General features: G+C 51.2%; 20 protein-coding genes, 1 pseudogene and 1 CRISPR repeat array. Of the genes and pseudogenes, 3 read left to right on the top strand and 18 right to left on the bottom strand.

Annotation, left to right across the window (positions count from 1 at the left end; genetic code table 11):
• Window positions 1–61 precede the first annotated feature (61 nt).
• From GC56T2_RS06890 to GC56T2_RS06870, 5 genes are all read right to left on the bottom strand, one after another.
• On the bottom strand, window positions 62–1495 hold the full coding sequence (locus GC56T2_RS06890) for a site-specific DNA-methyltransferase (protein WP_144974005.1): 1434 nt from the start codon (window positions 1493–1495) through the stop codon (window positions 62–64).
• Between the two features lie 149 nt (window positions 1496–1644).
• Window positions 1645–1975: a CRISPR direct-repeat array (repeat unit 36 nt; unit sequence GTTTCAATCCTCTAAACGAGGCCTTCCTCTTTCAAG).
• Window positions 1976–2403: 428 nt separating this feature from the next.
• A complete protein-coding gene (locus tag GC56T2_RS06885) occupies window positions 2404–2541 on the bottom strand; it encodes a sigma 54-interacting transcriptional regulator (RefSeq protein ID WP_144974003.1) in 138 nt (45 codons plus the stop codon).
• Window positions 2542–2822: 281 nt separating this feature from the next.
• Complete coding sequence (locus GC56T2_RS06880) at window positions 2823–3404, bottom strand: Uma2 family endonuclease (RefSeq protein WP_144974001.1); 582 nt, start codon at window positions 3402–3404, stop codon at window positions 2823–2825.
• Window positions 3405–3764: 360 nt separating this feature from the next.
• Window positions 3765–3905, bottom strand: coding sequence for a group II intron maturase-specific domain-containing protein (locus GC56T2_RS18080; RefSeq protein WP_255516034.1), 141 nt, complete (start codon window positions 3903–3905; stop codon window positions 3765–3767).
• Window positions 3906–4635: 730 nt separating this feature from the next.
• On the bottom strand, window positions 4636–8403 hold the full coding sequence (locus tag GC56T2_RS06870) for a bifunctional RecB family nuclease/DEAD/DEAH box helicase (RefSeq protein ID WP_144973999.1): 3768 nt from the start codon (window positions 8401–8403) through the stop codon (window positions 4636–4638).
• 171 nt (window positions 8404–8574) lie between these two features.
• Here GC56T2_RS06870 and GC56T2_RS06865 point away from each other — a divergent pair, with 171 nt between their 5' ends.
• The gene (locus GC56T2_RS06865) at window positions 8575–9177 is read left to right on the top strand and encodes a hypothetical protein (RefSeq protein ID WP_144977119.1); all 603 of its coding nucleotides are present in this window, start codon (window positions 8575–8577) and stop codon (window positions 9175–9177) included.
• Between the two features lie 38 nt (window positions 9178–9215).
• Here the strand turns inward: GC56T2_RS06865 and GC56T2_RS06860 are convergent, their stop codons facing one another.
• The 7 genes and pseudogenes from GC56T2_RS06860 to GC56T2_RS06830 all read right to left on the bottom strand — a co-directional run bounded on the left by GC56T2_RS06860 (window position 9216) and on the right by GC56T2_RS06830 (window position 17638).
• Window positions 9216–10181 carry a siderophore ABC transporter substrate-binding protein gene (locus tag GC56T2_RS06860; RefSeq protein WP_144973997.1) on the bottom strand — a complete coding sequence of 322 codons (966 nt, stop codon included), beginning with the start codon at window positions 10179–10181 and terminating at the stop codon, window positions 9216–9218.
• 311 nt (window positions 10182–10492) lie between these two features.
• A complete protein-coding gene (locus GC56T2_RS06855) occupies window positions 10493–11248 on the bottom strand; it encodes an iron ABC transporter ATP-binding protein (RefSeq protein WP_033844028.1) in 756 nt (251 codons plus the stop codon).
• On the bottom strand, window positions 11242–12192 hold the full coding sequence (locus GC56T2_RS06850; RefSeq protein WP_033844029.1) for an iron chelate uptake ABC transporter family permease subunit: 951 nt from the start codon (window positions 12190–12192) through the stop codon (window positions 11242–11244). Before GC56T2_RS06850 ends, GC56T2_RS06855 begins: the two co-directional genes overlap by 7 nt.
• Window positions 12185–13132 (bottom strand): ABC transporter permease, encoded by a 948-nt coding sequence (locus GC56T2_RS06845; protein WP_144973995.1) that lies wholly within the window; start codon window positions 13130–13132, stop codon window positions 12185–12187. Before GC56T2_RS06845 ends, GC56T2_RS06850 begins: the two co-directional genes overlap by 8 nt.
• A gap of 422 nt (window positions 13133–13554) precedes the next feature.
• Window positions 13555–13869: pseudogene (locus GC56T2_RS06840) on the bottom strand (aldehyde dehydrogenase family protein); the annotation flags it as partial.
• Between the two features lie 193 nt (window positions 13870–14062).
• Window positions 14063–15784 (bottom strand): assimilatory sulfite reductase (NADPH) hemoprotein subunit, encoded by a 1722-nt coding sequence (gene cysI, locus GC56T2_RS06835; RefSeq protein ID WP_144973992.1) that lies wholly within the window; start codon window positions 15782–15784, stop codon window positions 14063–14065.
• A 24-nt stretch (window positions 15785–15808) separates the two neighbouring features.
• Window positions 15809–17638, bottom strand: a complete 1830-nt coding sequence (locus GC56T2_RS06830; protein WP_144973990.1) for an assimilatory sulfite reductase (NADPH) flavoprotein subunit — start codon at window positions 17636–17638, stop codon at window positions 15809–15811.
• A 578-nt stretch (window positions 17639–18216) separates the two neighbouring features.
• On the opposite strand from GC56T2_RS06830, the gene GC56T2_RS06825 reads away from it, so the two are divergent.
• Complete coding sequence (locus tag GC56T2_RS06825; RefSeq protein ID WP_144973988.1) at window positions 18217–19095, top strand: LysR family transcriptional regulator; 879 nt, start codon at window positions 18217–18219, stop codon at window positions 19093–19095.
• A gap of 138 nt (window positions 19096–19233) precedes the next feature.
• On the opposite strand, the gene GC56T2_RS06820 is transcribed toward GC56T2_RS06825, so the two are convergent.
• The 4 genes from GC56T2_RS06820 to GC56T2_RS06805 all read right to left on the bottom strand — a co-directional run bounded on the left by GC56T2_RS06820 (window position 19234) and on the right by GC56T2_RS06805 (window position 21358).
• Window positions 19234–20157, bottom strand: a complete 924-nt coding sequence (locus tag GC56T2_RS06820; protein ID WP_144973986.1) for a cation diffusion facilitator family transporter — start codon at window positions 20155–20157, stop codon at window positions 19234–19236.
• A gap of 14 nt (window positions 20158–20171) precedes the next feature.
• Window positions 20172–20480 carry an ArsR/SmtB family transcription factor gene (locus tag GC56T2_RS06815; RefSeq protein WP_144973984.1) on the bottom strand — a complete coding sequence of 103 codons (309 nt, stop codon included), beginning with the start codon at window positions 20478–20480 and terminating at the stop codon, window positions 20172–20174.
• 251 nt (window positions 20481–20731) lie between these two features.
• Complete coding sequence (locus GC56T2_RS06810; protein ID WP_144973982.1) at window positions 20732–21049, bottom strand: YbjQ family protein; 318 nt, start codon at window positions 21047–21049, stop codon at window positions 20732–20734.
• 51 nt (window positions 21050–21100) lie between these two features.
• A complete protein-coding gene (locus GC56T2_RS06805) occupies window positions 21101–21358 on the bottom strand; it encodes a hypothetical protein (protein WP_144973980.1) in 258 nt (85 codons plus the stop codon).
• Window positions 21359–22044: 686 nt separating this feature from the next.
• Here GC56T2_RS06805 and GC56T2_RS06800 point away from each other — a divergent pair.
• Window positions 22045–22887 (top strand): MBL fold metallo-hydrolase, encoded by an 843-nt coding sequence (locus GC56T2_RS06800; protein WP_144973978.1) that lies wholly within the window; start codon window positions 22045–22047, stop codon window positions 22885–22887.
• 242 nt (window positions 22888–23129) lie between these two features.
• On the opposite strand, the gene GC56T2_RS06795 is transcribed toward GC56T2_RS06800, so the two are convergent.
• Together GC56T2_RS06795 and GC56T2_RS06790 are read right to left on the bottom strand one after the other, a co-directional pair.
• Window positions 23130–25439, bottom strand: coding sequence for a HelD family protein (locus tag GC56T2_RS06795; RefSeq protein WP_144973975.1), 2310 nt, complete (start codon window positions 25437–25439; stop codon window positions 23130–23132).
• A 369-nt stretch (window positions 25440–25808) separates the two neighbouring features.
• Window positions 25809–26084: a hypothetical protein gene (locus tag GC56T2_RS06790; RefSeq protein WP_144973973.1), complete on the bottom strand. Its 276-nt coding sequence runs from the start codon at window positions 26082–26084 to the stop codon at window positions 25809–25811.
• Between the last annotated feature and the right edge of the window lie 62 nt (window positions 26085–26146).

Here is a 26146-nt window from a genome sequence, read left to right as displayed (position 1 = left end):
AAACGATGGACAGCGGAGACAGCGCCTTTCATTCACCTAGTCAAGGAACCAGCCCGTTCGCCTAGCGATCGGGCTGATTGTTCCGTTCAATCCGAAACACTTGAAAACCGATATCCAACTCCGTCTTCCCCGTTTCATAAACGATTTTCTCCCCCGCACGGCGAATGCGCTCACGGCCGATGTCGCAAATCGTCCGAAACCCAGCCCGATATGCCGCTGACGTTTCCGCCAGCCGTTCAGGAAGCTGCACCATAATAAACGACCGCCGGCCGCCGTCTTCGGCGTTTTGCTGCATGACCGCATGGGCCGTTGTCGCCGAGCCGGAAAAAAAGTCGAGGATGACATCATCGTTCTTCGTCGTCAGTTCGATCATACGCTGAAGCAGCTTGACGGGCTTCGGGTAATCCATCACCGCCACCCCGTTAAACAGCTCCTTCAGCTCCTTTTTCGCCTCCTGCGAGTGGGACACCTCATCATGCGTCCAGATCGTGAGCGGTGTCATCGTCGGTTTCACCTCGCGCAAAAATCGCTTTAAGCGCGGCACCCCGTTGCCGTCTTTACCAAACCAAATGCGGTTGTCCGCCGCCAACTCGGCAAAGCGCTCTTTCGTCACCCGCCAACAATACCCGTGGGGCGGCGAAACAATCCGGCCGCTTGGGGTCACGATGTCATAAATTTTTTCCGGAATCGGCGGGCCGACCGACAAATCACCGGACGTCCACGGACCGCGCGGATCATTGTCCGGGTTGGCATACCGCCCGTCCGCTTCCGGATGGCGCGGCAAGCCGTACCAAGCCAGACGATCGATGTTTTTCGCGTAACATAAAATAAAATCATGATTGCGCGAGGCGAACTTGTTCATATTCACGGGCGAAAATGCCCGCTGCCAAATAAACGTCGCAACGAAATTCCGCTCACCGAAAATTTCATCACACATTTTTTTCAAATTCGCCTGCTCCGTATCATCAATAGAGATAAAAATCGCCCCTGTTTCAGCCAACAACGCCTTCGCCGCGCAAAGGCGAGGATACATCATATTGAGCCAGCCGGCATGGGCACGCGCCTCTTCCCGACCTAAACCTGAAGCGGCGCGTTTTCGCTTGCGCCAATTGTCTTTGTACGTCAACGCTTTTCCTGTATTATACGGCGGATCAATGTAAATCATTTGCACTTTTCCTTCATGTGAGGAGCGCAACAACTTTAACGCTTCCAAATTATCCCCTTCAATGTACCAATTGCTTGTCGTCTCCCACCTCTTGCTTTTCTCCCGGTCGGGCCGCAGCACTCCCGTGGCGGGCATCTCCGCCAACCGCTTCGCCTCCGCTTTTCCTGGCCACGTAAACTCATACACTTCGTCCTCCGCCTGGCAGCCAAGCGCCTTTTTCAGCCGCTGCCAGTCGATCGCTTCGCCCGTCACCGCTTCCGGAAAAAGCTCCTTAACCAGCTCAAGCCGCGCCCTCGCTGCTCCTTTTGCTTTCCTGCCGCCGTTTGCCATCGCACGCCCCCTCCCCCACGCCGCCTTGCCCGCGGCGTTTCTTGTCCGCGAAAAAGTGCTCGTGTTTCCATTATTTCGCCATGGCAAACGGTTTTCCTGCCTCCATTTCTAGCCGAAAAACAACCCCGCCTCCTGCGAACGGAAGCGGGGGTAGAATCCTCTAAACGAGGCTTTCCTCTTTCAAGATATTGAGAATTACACTAAAGAAGAAATGGAAGAATGTTTCAATCCTCTAAACGAGGCCTTCCTCTTTCAAGCGTCCATATTACGAAGGCTGAGTTTGTCGACCAAATCGGTTTCAATCCTCTAAACGAGGCCTTCCTCTTTCAAGGGTAAAAGAAAAAAATGCCATCGATGAAGCAGTAAAAACAAGTTTCAATCCTCTAAACGAGGCCTTCCTCTTTCAAGCATAAAGCCTTGCGTAAAGAAGTGCAACGTCAAACTGTTTCAATCCTCTAAACGAGGCCTTCCTCTTTCAAGAGCACCTTCATTTTACCATCGATTTTCTAAGGCGGCAAGAGGCCATTTTGCACACCCCTTCTACCCCTTTGAAAAATAAAATGTGGTTATGTCAACTTGTATGATTGACCAAAAACGTCAATTGTCCAAGCTTTTGATAAATCAAGGTGATGTTTCGTTTCACGAAAGAAAAACAGCCATGCACACCTCCCCCGTTTTTTCGCCGTTTTTGGACCGTGCACCGCGCAAAATGCGCGGGAACGAGCCGAACTGGTCGGGCGGGGAAGGCGGCATGGCAGCTTGATCAGTCAGCGGCTGTGCTATTCTCTTTTCCTTACCCACTGCGGGAAGCCACCTGATCGAACACGCGGCAACCGGCTCGATACATGTGCAAGACGGCACCGTCAACAACGAACGTTTGGGTTTCCCCGTGCTGCGAAGCGTAGCGCTCAAGACCTACCATTTTTCGCATGGGGAAATCCGTCCATATAGCTGAACAATTCGCTTTCCAGCAAAGCGACACAAATGGCCGCACAGTTTATAAGGACGAACGGCTGGCCAGTCCGCAGGCTTTCCCGATGAATCACCTAGGAGACTGGTGATTTCGTGTAAAATGCTACTGATTCCATCCATTTCTCAATGAGAGAAACTTTGCAGAACCAGCTTTCTTTTTTGAATGAAAATGCCGCCGATTGGTGTGCGACAGCGGCTTTTCACCGGCCTTGTAGGCGAACGGCTCCTTGCCGGTTCCGCTTTCCCCATCATGAACACTGGCGGGTCCGACTCTGCTGCGCGTTTGGCGATACAGACCATTTCTTGGAGTCGAGCGCTATGCTTGTTGTTATTTTGTATGTGCCTATGCCGCTCTTTACGACGACAAAAACGCAAAAATCTCCTCCACGGAAAAACGCACCTCGGGAAACACGGTCGATGCAGCCATCCCGTTGGCAACATCGTACACGTCTTCTAGGTGAAACGTCCCCGATTGCCAAACGTATTTTTCCATCGTCTGGTGCTGGTAATCGACAATCCAGTACTCACGGACTCCCGCTTTCTCATAATAATAACGCTTAAACAGCCGGTCGTTGCGGGCCGTACTTGGCGACAACACTTCCACCACAAGGTCAGGGGCGCCATAACACCGCCCTTGGCGCAGTTTCGTCCGGTCGCAAACAATAGCTAGATCCGGCAACACGGTCACGTTTCGCTTTCCTTTTTGTTCGTCTTCAAACAAAAAAACGACTTGGAGATTGCTGCCGAATACAAGGCAAGAACTTCCTTTTAACGCCATGCGAAACTCCGCAATCAAATTGGCGACCACACCTTCATGCTCATAAGGAGCTGGGGACATTAACACCATCGTTCCTTCGTACAGCTCCATCCGTTCGTCTCCAGCTAAAGAAAAAAACTCGTCCAGCGTATACCGGCGCTGTTCATCCGGTTGGCTCATGCCACTCCCCCTCTCGCACATGCTCTTTTTTCTATTGTAAGCAAACCGTTCACGCACCGACAATCATCTTTCCTCTCCTCGCGCCAAATCGAGTAGGAACGAGCGGCTAACCCCCGTCCCTTCACCCCCTAGCATGCGGATCTGCACTAGGCGGTTCGTCAACCTTGACGGAGCTCGAAATATCGTTGCGTCAAGCTCTTGAGTCCTTGAGCGATCCAGTAGGTCTTGCCCAAGGCTTGATGGAGTTGCGGCGTTTTTGCTGTTTGTCAGGCTCCTTTTCAGGTGTTGGCGATCTCCATCACCGCTGTTTCTTTCAGTCTCAGCGCCCTTAACTCACGGATTCTCGTTCTGACCTGTTTCCTATTGAAGCCATTGACAGAGTCGAAGTCTCCTCCGCATCCATCCTTCGATAATCTGAAGGACAGACGGGGTTTCGACGAACCGAAAGTACTCGATCCATCCCATGACGCATTGATTGACGCGATGAGTCCGTTCCGGCATCGACAGGCTCCGGTTGGGGTTGGTCAGTTGTCGAATCCGCTGTTTCAGGCGTTGAATCGACCTTGGGGCGAGCCGGATTCGTGCTTTTCGTTCGCGTGTAAAACTACACCCTAGAAAGATCCGCTTCCACGGGCGGTTCACTGCACTTTTCTCCTCGTTTACCTTTTTCACCTCGCGATGGACACCTTTGCTTTCACCTAACGGTAGGGGCTCGCCAGCCCCCGTTCGGGACTTTCACCCTATAGCATCGCCCCCATGCCGGGCGTATAAAAACAACCCCGCCTCCTGCGAACGGAGGCGGGGGTAGAATCCTCTAAACGAGGTCTTCCTCTTTCAAGGTTTTCTCAATGTTTTCGGGAAAAACAACAGAACATTCCTGTGTCAATCCTCTAAACGAGGCCTTCCTCTTTCAAGAGCACCTTCATTTTACCATTGATTTTCTAAGGTGGCAAGAGGCCATTTTGCACACCCCTTCCACCCCCTCGAAAAATAAAACGTGGTTATGTCAACTTGTATGATTGACCAAAAACGTCAATTGTCCAAGCTTTTGATAAATCAAGGTGATGTTTCGTTTCGCGAAAGAAAAACAGCCATGCACACCTCCCCCGTTTTTTCACCGTTTTTGGACCGTGCACCGCGTAAAATGCGCGGGAACGAATCGAACTGGTCGGGCGGGGAAGGCGGCATGGCAGCTCGAGCAGCCAGCGGCTGTGCTATTCCCTTTTCCTCCTTACTGGCTGCGGAAAGCCACCTGATCGAACACACGGCAACCGACTCGATACATGCGCAAGACGGCACCGTCAACAACGAACGTTCGGGCTTCTCCGTGCTTTGATGCATAGTGCTCAAGACTCAACATAAAGTTGACCCCTTCGCGATACTCGTCGTTATCTAACACGTGCAGCGAGGGGGACAGCAGATGGCGGGAAAGGAAAAGAATCGCCTTTTTCCGCGCGCGTGTGAGAGAGACGTTCAATCGGTTGAGGCTGTAGATGAACTCCCCTTCCATCGCGGCCAGTTCCGGGTCGGCGACGCCGTAGCTGATGATCGCCGCATCCGCCTCTTGCCCTTGCATTTTATCAACCGTATCGACAAAAAACGGCGGGCGCAGCCCTTCGCGTTCAAGCTCACGGCGAATGGCGCGGATCTGCGCCCGATGCGGCGAGATGATAAACAGCCCGCGGCGCCAGAACGCTTGGTCGCCTTCTGATGAGTCATCGTACCGTTTCCCCTCGCTGTCGAGAAGCCGTTCCCGCAACACCTTCGCGATGCCCGCCACCCAGCGCGCCTCCGCCTCGTTTTCTTGGGCACCGTATACACCGTCATACGTGCAGACGACAAGCGGATAGTCAGGGTCGATCGCCGCTTCGATCCACCCATCGGCCCGGGGCGCAGGGGCGAGCGTCAACGTTTGTTCGGCAATCTGGCGGGTGAACGCGGTATACTGGGAGCTGTAAATCCGCTCGGCCGGGTAGCGGCAAAGCGCCTCGTTCATGCGGAAATTGTCCGTCAGTTGGCGGGTATACCGCTTCTCCACATCCGCGTCAAACAGCAGGCGGAAAATCGAGTCGAACAGGTGCGGCTCCCCTTCCGCGGCCGCATACGCCCCTTGAATGATTGGCGGCAGCTGGAAATGGTCGCCGACGATAAGCAGCCTGCCTGCTTTTTTGACATGGCGCAACGCCAATAGCGAATCGGCAACACGAATTTGCGACGCCTCATCCAGAATGACGACGTCAAACTCTTCTAGACAGCCTTTTTCATACGCCCTTTGAATGCCGTACAGCGTAGCGCCAAGCACCCGATGCCCGCCGTTGCCCAGCCATCGGGGAAGGTCACGGTCCGCCACCTCGGCGATTCCTTTGGCGTTTTCCGTCTGAATCTCACCAAGTTTCGCGATATGGACGCTGCGCCGCGGCGCAAGCTCCTGAATTTTGCGCAGAACGTTTTCGATCGCCGCATGGGTGAAACCCGAAACAAGAATGGCAAGCCTGCGCCCCTGCTTTTCGTAAATCGGCATAAGCAGCCGAAGAGCGACGGCAATAAAATGCGTTTTCCCGGTGCCAGGCGGCCCCCAGACGAGCGTCAACGTATGACGGAGAAAGTGGAGAAACGCCTGACGCTGGCTTTTCGTCAGCCTGCTTTGGCGGAGAAGCGCCTTGACTTCCTCTGCATCCCAGTTGGGACGAAACGTTTTCCGATAGCGAATCGGATCGCGAATCAAGTCCAAGATGCGATGATTGTCCTTATCCAACTGTTGCAACGCCTGCAAGACGCGCGGGGTGGTAAAATCCGCATGCCGAAGCGACAGCCAATACTCCTCTCTTTCCACAAGCGGGAACCGATCGAGCCATTTGGGCAACTCGAGCTTGAGTTCAGCTGTCTTGCCATTATCTTCGATGGCGCGAATGCGGACAAAATAGACATTGGCCCATTGGGGCGGCTTCCATTCACTGGCGTACTTATGATCAGGAAACGTCTGTTGCGCCTTTTCTCCTTCCTCATTGCACTCCGTCAAAAGCCAGCTCGCCTTTAGATCGATCGTTTCAAGCGCCTGGCGGTTGTTCAATCGGAACCGATCGCCGCCAAGGTACGTGACATGAAGCGTCACTCCGTTCTCAAGCCGCTCCGAAAGCGGGAGCAGGCGCTTTTGGCGAATATCCAAGTAGTTTAATAGCGCCTCGTAGCGCGCCATAAACGCCAGCTTGGACACAAGCGGATCGCGGTAATCAGCCGAATGAGGAAAAGCAAATTTTTCCGGCCAGACCATAAGTGGCGAAGGAGCGACGCTCTCGGCCCACGCACGGATTCCTTGAATGATGCTGTGAGCGGCCCAAAGGCGGCGGCTCAGCTCCTTCTCGACCGCTTGCCGTGTTTCCGTGTCCCCTGTTTGCCAGGCATCATGCAGCACGTCCAGTTTCATGGCGTTTGTCAAGCGGAACGAAAAGCGCTCGCTCGCCGAGTACAGAAACGGCGAATCATGGTAGGCCGCAATATACCGCGACAAGTCTTCAAGACGGTACGCAACATGCGTCGGCAAGGCGAACAGCTGACTCACAGCCGTTGTCAGCACAACGACAGGAAGCGGAACGATTTCATCTGGATGATCGTTGGCACTTGCTAGTGAGCTGCTATGAAAATACGACAGCAGCCGAACAGCTTTTTCGTTATAGTCTGGATCGAACAAAAGCGCTTGAAGCAGCTGCTGCACATTGTCCCATTCATAGTTGTCGACGACATACGCCTGCACCGATTTTTGCGACCGCCACTCTCGCGCTCGGTTGTAATCGTGCACCGTCTGAAGCAAACGATCAAGCGCATCCGCCAACTTTCGGCCGACCTCGTCGCATTCCGCAAACGAACCGGCGATAAAATGATACATTTCCGATCCCGTTCCAAACACATCTGCTCCACCAACGCGGTACAACGATGCCGCCGCAACCTTTCCCGTCAATGGATCGCGTTGAGCGGTGAGAATCAAGCGGATGTCTTCCCATATCGGCATATGCGTCACCGCCTGGTCATACGGAACGACTCTTTCCTCTGTGATGGCCTCAAGCTGCGCTTCAAGCCGCCGAAGTTGGCGCGCCAGCCCGGCGTTTTGTTTCAGCACATACCTGTTTTCTTGACGTTCAAGAAATTGGCGAAACTCACCGATCGTCTCAGGCAGCTTCCGCTCACGAATAAAGCGGGACGCGTGGCTCGACAGGTACGGAACGAGAGAGATGTGCTTCTGCCGCCGCGCTTTGTCTAAACAATAATCATAAAACGGGCACCATTCACACCGATAATCCAAGTGCCAAAACAGCTCACCGGGCTGCTTCTCGGCCAGCGCCGGCAGTTCGGCGGTCAAAAACTGTTCGACATACGGGATCAACTGACTGATATCGGCCGTTTGCGGCTGCCCGCTTTTGTACGTCCATACCCCCGCTTCGCGCCAATCGACGTTGCCCCTAATGCCGTGCTCCTCTAAAACCGACGACAAAATCAACGCGTACAATGCCGTTTGCACGCGATGGGAAAGCTTCAGCACGTCTGATGATTTGATGTCGATGATGCGAAACGTCCAGCCGTCTTGTCCTTGCACACATTCGATTAAGTCCGGGCGACAGGCCGCAAAACGGACGATACCGGAATCCAATCCGTACCGTTCATAAAAACGCGGCGGCACAATCAAAGTCGGCTGATACAAATACCGCTTGCTCGGTTGTTTGAGCTCCCTGATCGTCTCTTCACCATCCAAATAGCAGTGGGAAAGGGGCATGCCATGCAGCTGCCTTCCCATCTTCACTTGGCCGGCTAAGTAGGTCGAAACCACTTCTTCTTCCCAATCAACTCCGCGGCGCAGCACACCCTCATGAACGGCAGGCCGTTGAAACAGCTGTTCAGGTACATCGAGCTCCCCGCGCCGTTCCTTCGCCAACGACTGAAAGTAAAAATTCCGCTCGCACTCATGATAAAAATAGCTTGCGATCTTGGCAGGAGAAACGTAAAGCATACATTGATCCCTTTCTAAAAACATACTAGCCGACATCCGCACTGGGACTTGTCAGTTTGTTTATTCATTGTATCATATGTTTGTACGATTTCCTATATACGCCATTCGTGCTTGTCCGACAAGAACATATGTGCTATAATGAAAGAAATTAGAATGAAAGAGGGGCCAACCATGAGCGAAGAGATCCTCTTGCAGTTGTTCAACCGCCTTGGTCATATCGAGAACACGCTGCACCTCCTCGTCGAAAGCCACAAACGGCTGGAAGCAGAACAACAAGAAATCCGAAAAGAGCAACAGGAAATCCGAAGAGAACAACAAGAAATGCGAAAAGAACAGCAGGAGATCCGAAGAGAACAACAGGAAATGCGGAAAGAGCAACAGGAGATCCGAAGAGAACAACAAGAAATGCGGAAAGAACAAGAAGAATTCCGACGCATCCAGCAAGCTCTCCTTGAAGGCCAAAAGCGGTTGGAAGAAGAACAAGTCCATATCAAAGCCGGCCAAAAAGAGCTGTATGACTTGATGTCTGCCCTGCTTCACCGCCAGGATGAAACCGACGCCGCACTCGACGCCCTCGCGATGGACGTGCACAAACTTCACGGTGAAGTTTCTTCCATCCACCAAAGACTCGACTCCTTAGAGAAAAAAGTCGATTCCCATGCCCAATCATTCAATGAACAGCTGAACAACATCAAACTTGACATCACCTTCCTCTCGAACAAAGTCATCGAACACGAACGGGAAATCTACAAAATTAAGAATATCATTTTATGACGATAAAGCAGGCGGGCCGCCTAAGCCCGCCTGTCCTTTTATTTCAATCCTTCTTCCACCTGTTTGATCATTTCCGACACCGACGTCAATCCGCCGCCTGAGAGATACCAATAATTTGGATCCAAGTAGACAATGTGGCCGTTTTGATATGCCTTCGTCTTTTTCACAAGCGCGTTCTCAATGGTTTGCTTGGCTGTCGGCTTTCCTTCAACAACGGCATCGCGGTCAATGACAAACAAGTAATCTGGATTTTTTTCGGCAATGTATTCAAACGACACACTTTGTCCGTGCGGATTCGTTACTTTCAAATTCGGATCCGCGGCCGGGACGCCGAGCACATCATGAATGAGACCAAACCGTGATCCCGTTCCATACGCGCTTACTTTTCCTCCTGTCGTTAGAATAATCAACGCTTTCTTATCTCCCGCTTTCGCCTTCACTTCTTCGATTTGTTTCTCGATGTTCGCTAATTCCTCATCCACTTCTTTCTCTTTGCCGAATATTTGTCCGATTAGCTTCATATTGTTTGTGAACGAATCCCAATAATGCTGGGTGTCAATGCCCATGTACACGGTAGGACCTATTTCTTTCAACTTGTCATACAAATTGGCCTGCCGCCCGGAAATAAAAATAACATCAGGCTTTATTTCGCTTAACTTCTCAAAATCTGGCTCCATCAAACTTCCCGCGTTTTGATACTCATTGCTTTTGTATTTTTCCAAGTATTTCGGAACGTTCATCTGCGGCAAGGCGGTCACTTTGACACCGAGTTTATCTAATGTGTCCAACACTCCGAAATCAAAGACGACCACTTTTTCAGGATTTTTCTTCACTTTCGCTTCTCCAAGCTGGTGCTTGATCGTCATTTCTTCTGCCTGTTCCGTTTTCTTTTCGTTATCCTTTCCGCTCGTGCCGCTACTTTCGCTCGTTGTTTGGCTGTTTCCGCATGCGGCCAACATGACGACAAGCAAGGCTACAACTAGCATCAGCCAACGCTGCTTCATTGGCTCTTACCCCCTTCAACAATGTTCTGTATATGTTGACGGCTTTCTTTTCCCACGGCAAGGGGCGCCCTTTCTTGCCAATGTTCCAAGGAAAGCCGGATCAACCTGTTGTACGTTACTGGAATAGGAGTGTATCCATGCGCTTCGCCAGTCTCCCGCATGGTGTTTCCAATCGAACCCCCTTGAAGTGTCATCATTTCTTATGATTTCCACCGATCGGGCGAATCGGTTGGTTTTCACTAGCCTCTTAAAAATACAGACAGATGCGGCTATTCCCGGCAGGCCCATTTGCGCCTCCGTCATCGCGAACCTTAAAAATACACACAGATGCGTCTATTCTCTATCGTTTGCACGCGCACATCCAAATCGTAAATACGGTGAAGAACCTCATTGCGCATGATCGATGAGACATCTCCTTCGCAGATGACCGTGCCATCTTTTAAAGCGACCATATGATCGGAATAACAGGAAGCAAAATTGATATCGTGCATCACAACGACAATCGTTTTGTTGAGCTCATCGACCAGCTGGCGCAACACTTTCATCATTTGCACCGCATGTTTCATATCCAAATTGTTCAACGGTTCGTCCAAAAAAATGTAATCCGTATCTTGCGCCAACACCATGGCGATATAGGCCCGCTGACGCTGTCCGCCGCTCAGCTCATCAATATACCGGTTTTGCAACTCTTCCAATTCCATATAGCGAATCGCTTCGCGCACATAGTCCCGGTCTTCGCGCGTCAAACGGCCGCGCGAGTATGGAAAGCGGCCGAACGATACCAATTCGTTGACCGTCAGCCGGGCAGCGATATGATTGGACTGCTTTAAAATGGAAATTTTTTTCGCTAACTCTTCTGTCCGATAGCAACTGATTTCTTTCCCCTCAACCCAGATTTCTCCGTCATCTTTTGAAATCAAGCGGCTCATCATGGCAAGGAGCGTGCTTTTCCCCGCTCCGTTCGGTCCGATGAGCGACGTTAATTGCCGAGGCGGAACGGTTAAAGATACGCGATCGACGACCGTCTTTCCACCGTACCGCTTTGTCACTTGTTTCACCTCTACCATGCCTTTCGCTCCTTTATCAAGAGGTACAGAAAATACGCGCCCCCGACTATATTGACGATGACGGACAATGGCGTCGAAAACACAAACACTCTCTCGACGATCAGCTGACCACCAATCAGGGCAGCGATGCCAAACAGCCCCGCTCCCGCAAGCAAATACCGATGCTCATACGTTTGAAAAAACGCATACGCAAGATTGGCGACGATCAGTCCGAAAAACATGATGGGCCCGACAAGCGCTGTTGAAATTGAGACAAGCAGAGCCACCACCATCAACAATCGCTTGACGATCCGTTCATAATCCACCCCCAAATTGATGGCGTGATCTTTGCCTAGCGATAACACATCCAGCTCATGAAGGTGGCGATATGTATAGGCCGTGGCAGCGGCAATGCACCATCCAGCCGGCCAAAGCAAATCGGTTTTCATATTGTTGATGCTCGCAAACATTCGGTCTTGAATGACGGAAAACTCATTCGGATCAATCAAATATTGCAAAAACGACGTCACACTCTGCATAAACGTACCGAGAATCATCCCGACAAGCAAAATGAAATAGAGGTTTTGCCCCTCTCGACGAAATAAGAAAGAATACAACAAGACCGAAAACCCCATCATTGTGCCGGCTGAAAAAAGAAAGTGAGACGTGTCGCTCATCATCGTTAACGTCGTCGAACCGAAAAAAAACACAACGACGGTTTGCACGAGCATGTAAACCGCGTCCAAGCCGATGATGCTCGGCGTTAAAATTCGGTTGTGCGTCATCGTTTGAAATAAGACGGTCGACACTGCCCCTGCCCAACCGACAAACACCATCGCCATGATTTTTTCACCGCGCGAACGCAACACATATTCAAGATCGCCGCGCAAATGGGTAAACAAAAACAAAACGGCTAATATAAGAACCAAAACGACAAGCACCGCTACTTTCATCCGCTTAGACATACCGCTTTGTTCTCCTTGCCAGCAAATATAGAAAAATGCCGCTCCCTATCACCCCGACCGTCAACCCAATCGGAATTTCATACGGATAGATGACCACGCGCCCCAATACATCACAAAACAACACAAACAGCGCGCCAAACACCGCTGTCAGCGGCAACACTTTGCGCAAATGATCACCGTAATACATCGTTACAAGATTCGGGACGACCAAGCCCAAAAACGGCAGCGTCCCCACCGTCAGCACTTCAATCGCTGAAATGACCGCGACAATAAGCAGCCCCGCATACACAACCGATCGATAGCGAAGCCCTAAATTCGTTGCCATCTCCTCTCCCATTCCCGCGATCGTAAAACGATTGGCGTATGCATAGGCAAGACCCATCAGCGGGACGCTCACATACAACGTCTCGTAGCGCCCCTCCATCATCACGGAAAAGTCGCCGTGCAGCCAAGCGGAAAGCGATTGAATTAAATCGTACCTATAGGCCAAAAACATCGTCACTGAACCGATGATGTTACCGAACATCAAACCGACAAGCGGTATGAACACGGAATCTTTATATTTGATGCGATCCAACATCGTCATGAACAGCAGCGTTCCGACAAACGCAAACACAACAGCTATAGCGGCTTTGACCAGCGGAGCCGCCGAAGCGAACAAAATCATGGACACCAGCAAGCCGAGCCGCGCCCAATCCATCGTTCCCGCGGTTGTCGGCGACACGAATTTGTTTTGGCTCAACTGCTGCATAATCAAGCCGCAAATGCTGACGCTTGACCCGGCAAGAAGAATGCTGATCAGCCGAGGCAAGCGGCTAATCAACAAAATTTCCCAAGCCGCCTGGTCACCGGAAAGCAGCGCGCTGGGCGATAAATCATGAACACCGACAAACAGCGAACCTACGGACAGGACAACAAGCAACAATATCCACTTTTTCATTTTTCCTCATCTCGTTTTCCATTCTATCCCATACCCCCGACGGGACGGCACGAATCATTTTCACAAAACAATCATGATAGTAATCGTCTTTATTAATAAACAGTTTGTTTCCAAGCAGGCGGCGCTGCTATGGCAATCGGCCTCTCCCGCCAACTCTGTATACTTTTCAAATCAACCCCCTCCTGCTTAACGACTATCGCCACCTTCTGCCAATCTTCTTGGCAATTCCTCAAAAAGAAAGATTATCATTTTCATATCTCATATTTTAATTGATAAAAATTATCATTGTCAATGCTTTTTTCATCATTTTTCCATCACTTTCTTATTTTCATCGGCCAACAAAAACGAGACCCCTTCTCCTTTCCTCCCCTCGCGCGAAAAAAAGCGCCCTGCCTAACCGGCAGCGCACTTTCATCAACGTCTTATCCTTTGACAAACACCGTCTTGATCGCCGTGAAAAACTCAATGGCCGCTCGCCCTTGTTCTCGCGAATGGGAGCTCGACTGCTTCATGCCGCCAAACGGCGCTTGCAGTTCAACTCCTGCGCTTTCTTCATTGATGCGAACGAGCCCGGCTTCAATATCTTGGATAAACGTTAACATTTTTCCGATGTTTTGAGTGAAAATTGAGGCGCTCAATCCAAACGGCGTGTCATTGGCTAACGCCAATGCTTCCTCAAACGTCTCCACTTTGATTAAGGCGAGCACCGGCCCGAAAATTTCCTCGCGGGCGATCGTTTTGCCGACATCATTGGAACCGGTGAAGGTGATCGCGGGAATATGCGGATGTTCGGCCATGGCGTTGCCGATCAAAAAACAGAAGGCGCCCCAAAAAGATTAGGACACCTTCTTACGATTATGTCACTGAATGCTGATCTTGAAGACAGACGACTTTTTAGGTCAGCCCCAGCCAAAATGAATCCGCATCATCTTAATCATGGAAATTCGTTCCGTCTGTGACTTCTTTGACAATACCGGCCCGAATGACGAAGTCGCCAAAACGTTCGCCGTCAAGCCGCTCTTTCGCGTAGCGGGACAAAAGGACGCGCAGTTCGCGCAAAATGTCTTCTTCGCCGATGTTTTCGCGGTACAGTTTGCCAAGGCGCGTGCCGTTGAAGGCGGCGCCGAGGTACATGTTGTATTTGCCGACCGCTTTGCCGACGAAGGCGATTTCAGCGAGCACGTGGCGGGCACAGCCGTTCGGACAGCCCGTCATGCGGATCGTGATTTCTTCGTCGCGCAAGCCGTTTTCATCGATGATTTCCTCAATTTTATCGAGCAGTTTCGGCAAGTACCGCTCCGCTTCCGCCATCGCGAGGCCGCATGTCGGCAGCGCGACACAGGCGAGCGCGTTGCGGCGCAAGGCGGTGTACCGGCGTCCGTCGGTCAAGCCGTACTTGGCGATCAGCGCCTCGATTTCCGGTTTTTTCTCGCTCGTCACATTGGCGATGACTAAATTTTGGTTCGGCGTCAGCCGAAAATCGCCGGTATGAACGGTGGCGATTTCGCGCAAGCCGGTCATTAGCTTGTAATCATCGTAGTCTTTGACGCGGCCGCCTTCGACAAAGAGGGTGAAATGCCACGTTCCATTGACGCCCTCAACCCAGCCGTAGCGGTCGCCGCTATGTTCAAAATGGTATGGACGTGCTTCCTCAAATTTCCAACCCAACCGGCGCTCAATTTCCTCTTTGACCGCTTCCAAGCCAAGCCGGTCGATCGTGTATTTGAAGCGGGCGTGTTTGCGTGACGAGCGGTTGCCGTAGTCGCGCTGCACGGTCATAATTTTCTCCGCCACGTCCACGACTTGATCCGGACGGCAGAAGCCGATCACTTTGGCGAGCTGCGGATAGGTTGTTTTGTCGCCGTGGGTCATCCCCATGCCGCCGCCGATGGCGACGTTAAACCCGGCGAGCTTGCCGTCCTCGACAATCGCGATGAGCCCAATGTCTTGCGAGAACACATCGACATCGTTCGACGGCGGAACGGCGATGCCGATTTTAAATTTCCGCGGCAAATAGGTCGAGCCGTAAATCGGTTCTTCCTCCCCGTCGACTGAAGGCGTCCCCGCCACTTTTTCATCATCCAGCCAAATTTCATAATACGCCCGTGTCCGCGGCAACAAATGGTCGCTGATCAGCTTCGCCCATTCGTACACTTCCGCGTGCACTTCCGATTGGTACGGGTTCGGGTTGCACATCACGTTCCGATTGACATCGCCGCAAGCGGCAAGCGTCGTCATCAAAGCGCTGTTGATGGCTTGCATCGTTTTTTTCACGTTCCATTTCAAGACGCCATGCAATTGAAACGCTTGACGCGTCGTCAGTTTCAACGTGCCATTCGCGTACTTGCGGGCGATTTCATCCATGACCAGCCACTGCTCCGGCGTCGCCACCCCACCCGGCGTGCGGACGCGGATCATAAACTGATACGCCGGCTCAAGCTTTTGTTTTTGCCGCTCGGTGCGGACATCCCGGTCGTCTTGTAAGTAGCTGCCGTGGAACTTCATCAGCCGGTTGTCATCATCGGGAATGCCCGCGCTGAGCGGGTCTTCCATCGTTTCAGCGAGCGTGCCGCGCAAGTAACGGCTTTCCCGCTTGATGCGCTCGACATCGCTTGGCGGTCCGTCCGGCGCCGTTAAGATGACTTTCGCCATTTTCCTTCCCACTCCTTTTTTCGATTAATAAACATCACGTTGGTACCGTTTTTGCTTTTGCATCTCAGTGACATACGCTTCTGCCTGTTCGCGGCTCATACCGCCTTCTTTTTCGATAATATCGATGAGCGTCTGATGGACGTCGCGCGCCATGTGCTGCTTGTCGCCGCATACGTAGACGACGGCGCCTTCCTCAAGCCAGCCGAACAGCTCCTTGCTTCGTTCGAGCATCCGGTGCTGGACGTACACTTTTTTCTCCGTATCGCGCGAGAAGGCGACATCCATTTTGGTCAGCACGCCGCTTTTCAGCCACGCGAGCCATTCCGTCTGGTATAAGAAATCGGTCATAAAATGTTGGTCGCCAAAGAACAGCCACGATTTTCCGCTCGCACCTGTCGCCTCGCGCTCTTGCATAAAGGCGCGGAACGGCGCCACCCCAGTTCCTGGACCAATCATGATGATCGGCGTGTCCGGATCCTTCGGCAGCTTAAAATTCGGGTTCGGCTGCACAAAGACCGGCAAGGTGTCGCCGATTTGGACGCGCTCGGCGCAAAACGTCGAGCATACCCCTTTGCGCAGGCGGCCGTAAGACTCATAGCGAACCGCCCCGATCGTCAAATGCACCTCGTCCGGATACGCGGCTAAGCTGCTCGCGATTGAATACAGGCGCGGCGGCATTTTCCGCAGGATGGAAATGAGTTGTTGCGGCGCGGCGTCCCACGGGCCGAAATCGCGCAGGGCATCGAGCAAGTCGCGGCCTTTGGCGTATTCTTTCAGCTTCGTCTCATTGCCTGGCGCCACAAGCTCTTGAAGCGCGCTGTTTTTCGATAGCGGCGCCAGTTTTTGCAGCAGCGCTTTCGTCAAAACGGTGATTTCAAAATGGGACGTGAGCGCTTCTTTCAGCGACCGCACTTCGCCATCTTTATCGATCGTCACCGTTTCTTCCGGATTCCATTTCATTTCTTGGATGATGAGGTCAACAAGCTCCGGATCGTTTTTCGGGAAAATGCCAAGCGCATCGCCCGGCTCATATTTCAAGCCCGATCCTTCCAGCGACAATTCGAGATGGCGCGTTTCTTTATTCGATCCGCGGCCGTTTAAGTTGATGTTTTCCAACACCTCGGCCGGGAACGGATTTTTCCGCGAATAGACGACGGCCGGCTCCGCTTTCGGCGCGGCGGAGACAACCGACAAAAGCGGCGCCGCTCCGCCGCTGGCGTTTGCCTCTTTGCTCAACTCACCAAGCACGCCGTCAAGCCATTTCGCCGCCGCTTCCTCGTAATCGACATCGCAATCGACGCGCGGATAAAACCGCGTTCCGCCCAGCTCCTCGAGCCGCTTGTCGAAATCTTTCCCCGTCTGGCAAAACTGCTCGTACGACGTATCGCCGAGCGCGAGGACGGAGAAACGGAGATGATCCAGTTTTGGCGCCCGCTTGCTGTGGAGGAATTCGTAAAACGACACCGCGTTGTCCGGCGGATCGCCTTCCCCATGCGTGCTCACGACAATGAGCAGCGTCTCCACTTTCTTTAATTCGTTCGGCTTAAACTCAAGCATCGACGACACTTTCGCCTCAAAGCCGCGCTCCTTGAGCGCCTTGCCCGCTTTTTCCGCCAATTTTTGCGCATTGCCGGTTTGCGAACCGTAAAGAACGGTCACTTCTTTCGAAACCGGCTTGCCGCCTCCGGCAAACAGCGCCGGCGCTTCGGCGTCCAACACGGTGACCGCCGCCTCGGCCGCGGCCAAATACCCGCTCAGCCAAAGCTTTTGCGACGGCGTCAGCGTCGGCAGCAAACGGTTCAGAAGCTCGATTTGCTCCTGAGTAAACGGACTGTTGGTTACTTGCAGCTGCAACGGTGTCCACCCCTCAATCGAAAAGTCGCATGGAACGATGGCGCCATGGTCGCCTCCTATTCAAGCACCAGCGCCAAATATCCATTATTCCTATAAAACAAGTAGACTTTAAATATAGATCATATTTACACTTTACCCTAAAACAGAACATTAGTAAAATAAATATAAATTATTAACATGATTAATATTTCTAATAAATCCAACCAAAAAAAGCGCCAGCCTGCTGTTTGAACAGGAAACATTTTCTACCCTTGGCGCATCCATGATTACACAACGCTCGCTCCCGGCCATGATGATTAAGAACGACGCTTGCTTCCCAGCCGTGAACAACCCATGATTGAACGGTGTTCGCCTCTCGGCCATGAACATCCAAACTCACCTAGCAGGCGAGTGAAAAACAGCGGTTTCCGTCAATCAATACGCCGCACCGGTACCGCTAAGTTTCTCTAATTGCTAAATGGGGTTTGCCTCGATCCTCATGGCCGGTGGTAGCCAGCGACAGTCGGCACAAAACCCGTTCCACCAAAATAGGGCAGGAAGCCGACAGCCCGATTCAACTGCAGATGGAGGAATCACTGATGTACTACGATGAACTAAAAACGTTCATTACGCTGGCAGAAGTGAAAAATTTCACAAAAACAGCGGAGATTCTCCACCTCTCCCAGCCGAGTGTCAGCTTGCATATTAAAAACTTGGAAAAAGAGTTTCAAACGAAACTGTTTATCCGTTCCCCGAAGCAGCTGCGAATGACGCCGACCGGTGAACTTCTGTATGACCGCGCCAAACAAATGATGGCGCTTTATGAACAGACGAAACAAGACATTTTAGAGCATCACCACTCGGTGAAAGGCGAATTAAAAATCGGCGCCAGCTTTACGATCGGGGAGTATATTTTGCCGCCGTTTTTGCTCGACTTCCAACAGCGCTACCCGGAACTCGAACTTGAGGTAATGATCGGCAACACAAAAGAAATCGTCGAACTCGTCCGCTCGTACCAAGTGGATATCGGCTTGATCGAAGGGCAAACGAACGAAAAAGAGCTGTCCGTTCACCCGTTCATGCAGGACGAACTTGTCATCGTCGCTTCCAACCGCCACGAATTGGCACAAAAAGAGGAAGTGGCGATCACCGATTTGCAAAATGAAGCATGGGTGGCGCGCGAAGTCGGATCAGGGACAAGGGAATATTTCAACCACTTCATCCGTTCCAACGGATTAAAGGTGAAATCACTCATGATCATCAGCAGCAACCAAGGCATCAAAGAAATGTTAATCAACGGCAACGCCCTGTCCTTGCTGTCGCGCAGCGTCGTCGCCCGCGACATCGAGCACGGCCATCTGTCAGTCATCCGCTTGAAGCACCCGCCGTTTTACCGAATGTTTTCCTACATCTATTCTCCGGTGATGGAAAACAAACAAAGCGTGCGCATTTTTCTTGACAGATTGCAAAACCGTTAAACGACGAAGGCGTTTTCCGCACGGCCTCCGTCTCCGGCACCTCCCATCGCCTCCATCGGATCAACGGTTCACGGCCGCCTAAGGCAGCAGACATATGCCGGGCAACCAACAGAGGGCGGGGCCACAAACAGCCCGCCCTTACACTTCCATTTCGCTATGACGGATGTGCGGCATTTCGATTTGAATGGTCGCATGGCGAATGTGAAAACGGGTTTCCACTAAATCGATCGCCTGCTGCAAAATCGCCTGCGCATCGCGGCCATCTTCAATAAGCAAGTGGCAGCTTAACGAATCGAGTCCGGAAGTGATCGTCCAAATATGCAAATCATGGACATCGACCACCCCGTCAATGCCGGAAAGCGCCGTTTTGACTTCTGCTTGATCAATAGCCACAGGCGTTCCTTCCATTAAAATGTGCACCGTCTGCCGAACGACGGCGAAGGCCCCTCGCAAAATCAAAACGGCGACCAAGATGGAGATGAGCGGATCGGCCGCATACCAGCCAAACAGCCACATGACAAGCCCCGCCGCAATCGCGCCGACCGAACCTAGCGCATCGCCGAGGACATGAAGATACGCGCTGCGGACATTGACGTTTTCTTTGACGTCTCCTTGGCGCAACAACACCCACGCGCTGACGAGATTGGCCGCCAACCCGACGGCCGCCACGGCCATCATCGTCCCGCTCGCGACATCAGGAGGATTCACCAGCCTGCCTGCCGCTTCCCAAATAATCCAAGCCGCAATCCCGACCAGCGTGACCCCGTTTACGAGCGCCGCTAAAATCTCAAACCGGTAAAATCCATACGTTCTCTTCGGCGACGCGGGCCTGGATGCCAGCCACACCGCCACCAAGCTTAACAGAAGCGAAGCCGCATCACTCAGCATATGCCCCGAATCGGAAAGAAGAGCCAAGCTGTTCGTCACAAGCCCGCCGACAAACTCGAGCACCATAATCCCGACCGTTACGCCAAAGGCGATCGCCAACCCTTTTTGATTTCCCTCTCTGTTTTGATGATGCCCGTGATGGTGATCGCAATGGCCATGCGTATGATGATGCATCCATTCTCTCCCCCTCATGAATGTTGAGCGTGATCAACCGCCTGCCTGAGCAACGAAATGACATGTTCGTCATCGCACGAGTACACCAACATTTTCCCCTCGCGACGATATTTGACAAGCCGCAACGTCCGCAGCAGCGCCAACTGATGGGAAACCGCGGATTGCGACATGCCGAGCACTTCCGCCATATGGCCAACATGGCATTCTTCTTGGGAAAGCAAATACAAAATTTTAATCCGTGTCGGATCGGCTAACGCTTTAAAAATCCGTGCCACTTCCTCAATTACACGTGGATCTAAAAACGAATGATCCTCTGCGTTCATGGCTGTTCCCCCACATTTTAATATATGAGCATTTGTTCATATATGTGAATCATAACCGACGTTTTTTCCATTGTCAATTCGTTTGCCCCGCTACAAACTGCCGCTGACCGACATTTCCACCGCAGCAGCCAAACAAAAAGAGGCCTGACCCAAAAGTCGGCCTGCCTTCCACATAGACACAACATATAGGACGAACCAGAAACCGATGTGTAGAACAAGCGGTCTCCCCTTTTGCGATGCTCTCTCGCCCATTACGGTTTCAGCCGCACCGCCGTCCCCGTGGCAATGCACATCATCATGCCATCGCCCAGCGTTTCAAAGTCGAGATCCACCCCGATCACGGCATTGGCGCCAAGACTTCTCGCCTGATTGACCATCTCCTTGATCGCCGTCTCCCGCCCTTCGGCCAGCTTGCTTTCATACGTTCCGCTTCGCCCGCCGATAATATCGGTAATGCTGGCGAGGAAATCGCGGATGATATTGGCGCCCAAAATGACCTCTCCCGCGACAATGCCTAAGTATTCCTCGATTTCTTTTCCTTGAATGGTACTGGTCGTTGTCACAATCACAAGCAATCCCCTCCCACTCACTCATAAACAGTTTGATTCGTTGCTTTTCCTTTATTGCCGAGCCGCTTTGTACACATGCAGCACGATCGCACCGATCATCGTCACTCCGATCAATGACCATACATACACAATCGGTGAACCTGTTTGACTGAACACCACTTCGTTTTGCAGCTGGCCGACGCTCTCCCAAGCGTTGACGACGTCAGGTTGATACATCGTTGTTTTCCAGTATCCCCAACCAAGCGTTGCGGCAAAATACATCATATGAGCGATAGCTGAAAACATAAACGCTTGCCACATCGTTTTCATCAGTCATTCCCTCCCCCGCAAATACACACCAACCGTCCATTCGTTAAGAGACAACAGCCCAACTAACGGTGGTTTACATCATTTTACCATATTGACGAGCCAACCGCCAGCGGTTTAGGCCATTCATAGAAGCGACGGCTCTAGAAAACCGGTGAAAAACCGCTGATTTCCTTCAACAATGGGGGAACGCGTGCAAATCGGGACCGATGCAACAAGGTTTTTCTAATTGGGAAAAGGGATGGCAAAGCTGTATCCACGAGTCAATCACCAGCCTCCTAGATACTTTTCCGCCATCGCGCGGCAGCACAAATCCCCTAAAGTCGACTGGATGATTTGAAAAATCGTGACCCCGTCCTTTTTCCGGGTGGTTTCTCTCGAACAGGTGCACAATCCCCAAAAAAGAAGGGATACTCACCAAGTCGCCATTGGAGTAAGCTTAACGATAGCAGGCTTTCTTTTGGCGTTGCGCCCCCGTCCTAAAAGGCAAGGGAAAAACGCCTTTTCGCTCTGCCCGGGGCGCCCGGCAGGAACGGAAAACGGGTCTGATCGAATTGGAATCCGCGGACTTTTTCTTACCCACCGCTCTCCTCAAGCATCGGCGCATTCAACAACGAAAAATGAATGAACATTCATTCTTTGTGGTATAATGGTGGCAGCATCTGCACACAAAGGGAGGAACGCTAGCCATGTGGATCCATAAAATCATCAAAAAACGATTTGAAGCCGAAACGGTCAACAACGTGCACATCGCCAAAGCGACCGCTTCGTTTCAAGGCGTTCGGCTTACGGTCCGCTGCTTCATCGCAGACGGCGTTCTCATTGATACCGGAGCCAAATCGATGGAAAGCGAGTTCGCCTCGTTTTTTCAGCAGCACGACATCGATCAAGTCGTCATCACCCATTACCATGAAGACCATACCGGTTGTGCGGCGTTTTTGCAACAAACGATGGGATTGCCCATCTATATGAATGAACCGATGATCAAGTATTGCCGACAAAAGGCGGATTATCCGCTGTATCGGAAAATCTTTTGGGGAAAGCGCGACCCGTTTGCCGCCGAGCCCATCGGCGCTGCGTTTTCCTCGCGAAACGCCACATGGGAGGTGATTCCAACACCGGGCCATGCCGTGGACCATGTCGTCTTTTTGAATCGCGAAACGGGCCAGCTGTTTAGCGGCGACTTATACTGCCAAGAGAAAACGAAAGTCATCCTGCGCGAAGAAGACATCCCGACGATCATCGCCTCGTTGCAACGCGTGTTGGCGCACGACTTCGGCGATGTCTTCTGCGCCCACGCCGGCTACCTTCCGAACGGGCGTGAGGCGCTGCAGCGGAAGCTCGACTACTTGCTTGAACTACAGGATACGATCATCGACCTGTACAAAAACGGAATGCCGCCCAAACAAATTCAAGCGCTCCTGTTTCCGAAAAAATATCCGATCGTCTTTTTTTCCGGCGGAGAGTGGGACTCGCTCCATATCATCCGTTCCGTCATTCGGCACTACCAAGCGAAGCAGCAGGCCAGCTGAAGCCGCCCCTTACTTGCCGCCGTCAAACGCTGAGAAGGCTGGCGAAAAACAACGTCAAGGCAAACAGCGGTTTTTCACCAACTTTTTAGGGCAGCTCCCCCGCTGCCCTTTTTCCTTTTTTAGAAAACAGACCGACCCGCTCGCACCGATATGACCGCTGTCTCCTATGCCCACGGTCGCAAACCAGAGCTGCGCGCTCGGATGATCCGTTTCTCTAATCGCCCAGAATGACGGTAACGCCTCTACAAAATGTCATCAAATTTTGCCACTGCTTTCCGCTTCGGCGGCACTGCTCCTTCGAGCAGCGGCGAGGGGGTGTGCTGATAAAATACTTTCAATTCATGTTGGGCGCGGGTCACGAGTACATAAAGCAGCCTAGCATGCAAGTCGTCTTTCGGAAAATGCTCTTCATTCACATTGACTAATATCACCGCATCAAATTCCATCCCCTTGCTGTGATAAGAGGCCAAAACCGAAATGGCCTGTGTTGACATCCCTCGATCTGGATCAATGTACGCCACGTCTCCTTTGTATTCTTGTTTCAAATATTCAGCCAATTTCGTTGCCCGTTGTTCATCTTTATGAATGATGGCAATCCGCTTATAACGTTTCCGCCATGCTCGAATCGTGGAAACTATATGATTCATCAATTCCTCGCCAGACTGAACTTCCTCAAATTGGACAGCCGCTCCGCTCCTGTTGATCGCCGTAATAGGCTGAGACAACATTCCGTATGCATTTCCTAGAACAGTATTAGCCGTTTCGATAATTTGTTTTGTAGAACGATAGCTTGTGCCTAGCGTCAACAACATGTCATGGTCCGGTTCAAAGACGGAATTCATCAAATACTTCCAGTCTTCCTGACCATACCCGACATAAATCGATTGATCCTTATCTCCTATGATAGTCATCGTTTTCGTTAATTTTTTAAGAACCGCAAAGTGCAAATAACTAAAATCCTGCGCCTCATCCACCACAATGTGAGCATATTGAACAGGGTTGCCGTACAGCAACAAGTAAATATACAACAAGGGCGGCAGGTCAAAATAGGTTATTTTCTCCAAAGCATCATTTTCAAACAAAGGAGGAATATCCGTCCCGATCTCATGCTCAAAAGCTTTCAACACCTCATAGCTCAACACCTGTTTATACACGGCCAAAGGATCCGGCACCGCCATTTTCGCTTTCCATGAGGACAGGGACGTTTTAAACTGATTTTTTAACTGACGAACTTTATATTCATAAATCCCCTCCATTTTCTTTCTTAGTTGCTTATATTCCCCGTCAGTTAGTCCTCCGCCCTCTAAAAACTTTTCAGCGGCGTGATATTGATGTCTCAGGCTATCAATTTTTTCTTGCAGCTTGTTTTGGAAATATCCTTCCACACTGTGAAGAAAGCGCTCTACTCTTTCGGCAAACGGCAAATAGCTGTAACCATCGTATATCTCCTTTAATTTTGCTTTGTCCAAGTAGTGATCAAACATCATAATCGGCTGAATGCCTATCTCGTATTGCTTTTTCATTTCCTCAACAAAGATATCCAGGAGGATCATCAATAATTGTGACCCTTTAAACTCGATCCGTTTCTGCTCCTCCTCCGACCCCTTAGCAAATAAAACATCCTCAAAATACCAGCGATTGGATAACTCAATTGGTTCTTTCATGATCTGCCCCAAAATCTCTAACGCCAACTGCTGAAATGTCATTTGCTGGATACCTTCTAGATTGAGCTCCGGAAGCAATCCTTGAAACGAACTGATAAACAGCTTGGACGGCGCCAAAATCAGGACATTTTCCGGCTTCAGCTGCTTATTGTTGAACAGCAAAAAGGAGAGACGATGAAGCGCGATCGAAGATTTTCCTGACCCAGCGACCCCTTGAATGATTACATTCCGGTCAATTGGCTGCCTGATGGCCTCATCCTGCTCCCTCTGGATGGTCGCAATAATTTCTTTTAAGTACCCGGTTGTTTCACTTTGTTCCAAAATCTCCCTCAAAAAATCATCGACAATGGCCAGTTGTTCACCAGTTTCCGTCAACGCCACATTGAGGTGGCTGTCCCGCTGTGCAGCCTGTTGAATGATTTTCTCGATCTTTCGATTTTTAATCGTATACTTTCTTGTCTTTCGCACCTCCACACTTATCTTTTCTGTTCGGCCCGTCTTCGGATCTTCTACCGTATACGACTGCTGAGGCTGCTCAGGCGTGAAGTTGTAATAAACGGAAGCAATCGGCATCCTCCAATCGACAACAATCATATTTTCCTCTCGATCCCGGATCCCTTGTTTTCCGATATAAATTGTTTCTTCCCCTTCCTCAGCCGAAAAGATGTCCATACGCCCAAAATAAGGCTCGTCTTTGGCTTTTTGTAATATGTGCTGCTCGCGCACTCCCCGCCGGTACACGATTTCATCGCCCGCTGAGCCCTGTCCTTGTCTCAGCAGCATTTTTTTCCTTTCAGTAATCTCCCATATGTAATAGGTTTGATCCTCTATACGCCGAATGGTCTCATCTAATTTTCGCTGTTCTTGCTGAAATTCTTTTCGGTTCATTCCATCGCTCCCCCAACATTCCAGTTGACTTTATTGTAGCAATAATAAGAAAAAAACAGTGTCGAACTATGTCGAACCATCCATAAATTTCTCACGAATCGCTCAAGACCCCAGAAACGGGGCAAGGGGAAATCAGCAAAATTCTCTGTAAAAAAACCGCCACCAAACGGTGATTTTCATCCCGGGAGGAGGGCAGCGCTGCTTATGGAACTTTTCGTAAAAACGCGCCTCCTTAATCCGTCATTTTCATGCCAGGATGGGGAGCAAGGCTTGCTCATGAATATTTTGATAGAAAACATAGGAGACCGGTGATTTAAGGGGACAAGTCGCTTATCAAGCCCGTTTCTCAAATAGATAAGCCTTGTCGCATCAGGATCGCCTTTCAAGCGTTCCCCCATTGCTCAAGAGAAACAACCGTTTTTCACCAGCCTCATAGGTATAGTGGTTGGTAAGAAAGAGCGCTTTCCAGCACTCGGAGGCCGCGATCAGCCCTTTTAGCTGCGCCTCTGGCTTCTCCGTTCGCCCAGCGTATGATATGCTAGTAGAAAAAAGAGGCTCTTCACCAAAAGCTGGACTTGATTTTTCATCACGTACCTTACTTATGCAGCCAAGAAAGAAACGATTTTTTGCATACACTTGTTCCAAAGAAGGGTACCGTCTGGCAAGTCCTTGTTGTGGTGATGAGCCAAAAAAAGAAAAGGTGTGAA

The sequence above is a fragment of the Geobacillus sp. C56-T2 genome, assembly GCF_007829715.1.
GTDB lineage: Bacteria > Bacillota > Bacilli > Bacillales > Anoxybacillaceae > Geobacillus > Geobacillus icigianus.
The sequence above is the reverse complement of the archived record's forward strand: the minus strand, read 5'-3'. Positions and strand labels throughout refer to the sequence as shown.

Coding starts and splice junctions, on each gene's coding strand:
- GC56T2_RS06865 (WP_144977119.1), top strand. CDS start 8,575: ATGAGCGAAGAGATCCTCTTGCAGTTGTTCAACCGCCTTGGTCATATC.
- GC56T2_RS06845 (WP_144973995.1), bottom strand. CDS start 13,132: ATGAAAAAGTGGATATTGTTGCTTGTTGTCCTGTCCGTAGGTTCGCTG.
- GC56T2_RS06880 (WP_144974001.1), bottom strand. CDS start 3,404: ATGAGCCAACCGGATGAACAGCGCCGGTATACGCTGGACGAGTTTTTT.
- GC56T2_RS06890 (WP_144974005.1), bottom strand. CDS start 1,495: ATGGCAAACGGCGGCAGGAAAGCAAAAGGAGCAGCGAGGGCGCGGCTT.
- cysI (WP_144973992.1), bottom strand. CDS start 15,784: ATGGCGAAAGTCATCTTAACGGCGCCGGACGGACCGCCAAGCGATGTC.
- GC56T2_RS06795 (WP_144973975.1), bottom strand. CDS start 25,439: ATGAACCGAAAAGAATTTCAGCAAGAACAGCGAAAATTAGATGAGACC.
- GC56T2_RS06825 (WP_144973988.1), top strand. CDS start 18,217: ATGTACTACGATGAACTAAAAACGTTCATTACGCTGGCAGAAGTGAAA.
- GC56T2_RS18080 (WP_255516034.1), bottom strand. CDS start 3,905: ATGCCGGAACGGACTCATCGCGTCAATCAATGCGTCATGGGATGGATC.
- GC56T2_RS06820 (WP_144973986.1), bottom strand. CDS start 20,157: ATGCATCATCATACGCATGGCCATTGCGATCACCATCACGGGCATCAT.
- GC56T2_RS06870 (WP_144973999.1), bottom strand. CDS start 8,403: ATGCTTTACGTTTCTCCTGCCAAGATCGCAAGCTATTTTTATCATGAG.
- GC56T2_RS06815 (WP_144973984.1), bottom strand. CDS start 20,480: ATGAACGCAGAGGATCATTCGTTTTTAGATCCACGTGTAATTGAGGAA.
- GC56T2_RS06860 (WP_144973997.1), bottom strand. CDS start 10,181: ATGAAGCAGCGTTGGCTGATGCTAGTTGTAGCCTTGCTTGTCGTCATG.
- GC56T2_RS06850 (WP_033844029.1), bottom strand. CDS start 12,192: ATGTCTAAGCGGATGAAAGTAGCGGTGCTTGTCGTTTTGGTTCTTATA.
- GC56T2_RS06800 (WP_144973978.1), top strand. CDS start 22,045: ATGTGGATCCATAAAATCATCAAAAAACGATTTGAAGCCGAAACGGTC.
- GC56T2_RS06805 (WP_144973980.1), bottom strand. CDS start 21,358: ATGAAAACGATGTGGCAAGCGTTTATGTTTTCAGCTATCGCTCATATG.
- GC56T2_RS06855 (WP_033844028.1), bottom strand. CDS start 11,248: ATGGTAGAGGTGAAACAAGTGACAAAGCGGTACGGTGGAAAGACGGTC.